The sequence below is a fragment of the Stenotrophomonas sp. 21LCFQ19 genome (genome assembly GCF_056861425.1).
Map to the genome: position 1 here is coordinate 2,501 of NZ_JBSPUF010000032.1, position 2,836 is coordinate 5,336.

Consider the following 2,836-nt stretch of genomic DNA (forward strand, 5'->3'; position numbering starts at 1 on the left):
AAAACGGTTTGGAAAAGCCGGCCATAGAAGGTGATAGCCCTGTATTTAAAAGGGCCATTCCAGTGAAGACGAGTAGGGCGGGGCACGTGAAACCCTGTCTGAATATGGGGGGACCATCCTCCAAGGCTAAATACTACTGACCGACCGATAGTGAACCAGTACCGTGAGGGAAAGGCGAAAAGAACCCCGGAGAGGGGAGTGAAATAGATCCTGAAACCGTGTGCGTACAAGCAGTAGGAGCTCGCAAGAGTGACTGCGTACCTTTTGTATAATGGGTCAGCGACTTACTGTTCGTGGCAAGCTTAACCGTATAGGGGAGGCGAAGGGAAACCGAGTCTGATAAGGGCGCATAGTCGCGGGCAGTAGACCCGAAACCGGGTGATCTAGTCATGCCCAGGGTGAAGGTGCGGTAACACGCACTGGAGGCCCGAACCCACTCCCGTTGCAAAGGTAGGGGATGAGGTGTGATTAGGAGTGAAAAGCTAATCGAACCCGGAGATAGCTGGTTCTCCTCGAAAGCTATTTAGGTAGCGCCTCATATGTATCCTCTCGGGGGTAGAGCACTGTTATGGCTAGGGGGTCATCGCGACTTACCAAACCATTGCAAACTCCGAATACCGAGACGGACTGTATGGGAGACACACGGCGGGTGCTAACGTCCGTCGTGAAAAGGGAAACAACCCAGATCCACAGCTAAGGTCCCAAATTTACTGCTAAGTGGAAAACCATGTGGAAAGGCACAGACAGCCAGGAGGTTGGCTTAGAAGCAGCCACCCTTTAAAGAAAGCGTAATAGCTCACTGGTCGAGTCGGTCTGCGGGGAAGATTTAACGGGGCTAAGCAGTAAACCGAAGCTTGGAGTGCATAACTTTGTTATGCGCGGTAGAGGAGCGTTCCGTAAGCCTGTGAAGGTGAGTTGAGAAGCTTGCTGGAGGTATCGGAAGTGCGAATGCTGACATGAGTAACGATAATGCGGGTGAAAAACCCGCACGCCGAAAGCCCAAGGTTTCCTTGCGCAACGTTAATCGGCGCAGGGTGAGTCGGCCCCTAAGGCGAGGCAGAAATGCGTAGTCGATGGGAAGCAGGTTAATATTCCTGCACCTCGCGTAAGTGCGATGGAGGGACGGAGAAGGTTAGGTGTACCAGGCGTTGGTTGTCCTGGGGAAAGGCGGTAGGTTTGGATCTTTGGCAAATCCGGGATCCTTTAAGACCGAGCACCGAGACGAGCCTTTAAGGCGAAGTCACTGATACCACGCTTCCAGGAAAAGCTCCTAAGCTTCAGCTTACGCAGACCGTACCGTAAACCGACACAGGTGGGTAGGATGAGAATTCTCAGGCGCTTGAGAGAACTCGGGTGAAGGAACTAGGCAACATGGCACCGTAACTTCGGGAGAAGGTGCACCCTTTTTGGTGGCTCATGCGAGCTATAGCTGAAGAGGGTCGCAGTAACCAGGCCGCTGCGACTGTTTATCAAAAACACAGCACTCTGCAAACACGAAAGTGGACGTATAGGGTGTGACGCCTGCCCGGTGCTGGAAGGTTAATTGATGGGGTCAGCCGCAAGGCGAAGCTCTTGATCGAAGCCCCAGTAAACGGCGGCCGTAACTATAACGGTCCTAAGGTAGCGAAATTCCTTGTCGGGTAAGTTCCGACCTGCACGAATGGCGTAACGACAGCGGCGCTGTCTCCACCCGAGACTCAGTGAAATTGAAATCGCTGTGAAGATGCAGCGTTCCCGTGGCAAGACGGAAAGACCCCGTGAACCTTTACTATAGCTTTACACTGAACGTTGAGTTCGTCTGTGTAGGATAGGTGGGAGGCTATGAAACTGTGGCGCTAGCTGCAGTGGAGCCATCCTTGAAATACCACCCTGTCGTGCTTGACGTTCTAACCTAGGTCCATTATCTGGATCGGGGACCGTGTATGGTGGGTAGTTTGACTGGGGCGGTCTCCTCCTAAAGAGTAACGGAGGAGCTCGAAGGTACGCTCAGCGCGGTCGGACATCGCGCACTGTGTGCAAAGGCATAAGCGTGCTTGACTGCAAGATCGACGGATCAAGCAGGTAGGAAACTAGGACTTAGTGATCCGGTGGTTCTGTATGGAAGGGCCATCGCTCAACGGATAAAAGGTACTCCGGGGATAACAGGCTGATACCGCCCAAGAGTTCATATCGACGGCGGTGTTTGGCACCTCGATGTCGGCTCATCACATCCTGGGGCTGTAGTCGGTCCCAAGGGTATGGCTGTTCGCCATTTAAAGTGGTACGCGAGCTGGGTTCAGAACGTCGTGAGACAGTTCGGTCCCTATCTGCCATGGGCGTTGGAAGTTTGAGAGGGGCTGCTCCTAGTACGAGAGGACCGGAGTGGACGAACCTCTGGTGTTCCGGTTGTCACGCCAGTGGCATTGCCGGGTAGCTATGTTCGGAAGCGATAACCGCTGAAAGCATCTAAGCGGGAAGCGCGCCTCAAGATGAGACTTCCCGGGGCACAAGCCCCCTAAAGGAACCATATAGACTATGTGGTTGATAGGTCAGGTGTGTAAGTGCAGCAATGCATTGAGCTAACTGATACTAATGATCCGTGTGGCTTGACCATATAACCTCAAGTTGCCTTGGCCGACATGACATGTCGATAGAGTCCAAGTGCACGCTACGTCACAAGATCCATGAGAGGCAGGCGCCTAAATCCGTTGTTTGGATGGCGACGCTCCAACCGTCTCCCTGATGAAATTAGCGCTATGGAACCACCCGATCCCATCCCGAACTCGGAAGTGAAACGTAGCCGCGCCGATGGTAGTGCAGCCTAAGCTGTGCGAGAGTAGGTCATCGTCAGGGTTTT

The 2,836-nt window shown here is 53.3% G+C and carries 2 rRNA genes (1 of these 2 only partly in view); both read left to right on the forward strand.

The window, feature by feature from the left end:
- Window positions 1-2,593, forward strand: a 23S ribosomal RNA gene (locus tag AC13FW_RS20475); it begins 285 nt to the left of the window's first position.
- Between the two features lie 124 nt (window positions 2,594-2,717).
- Window positions 2,718-2,832: ribosomal RNA gene (gene rrf / locus AC13FW_RS20480) — 5S ribosomal RNA — on the forward strand.
- Window positions 2,833-2,836: the final 4 nt, after the last annotated feature.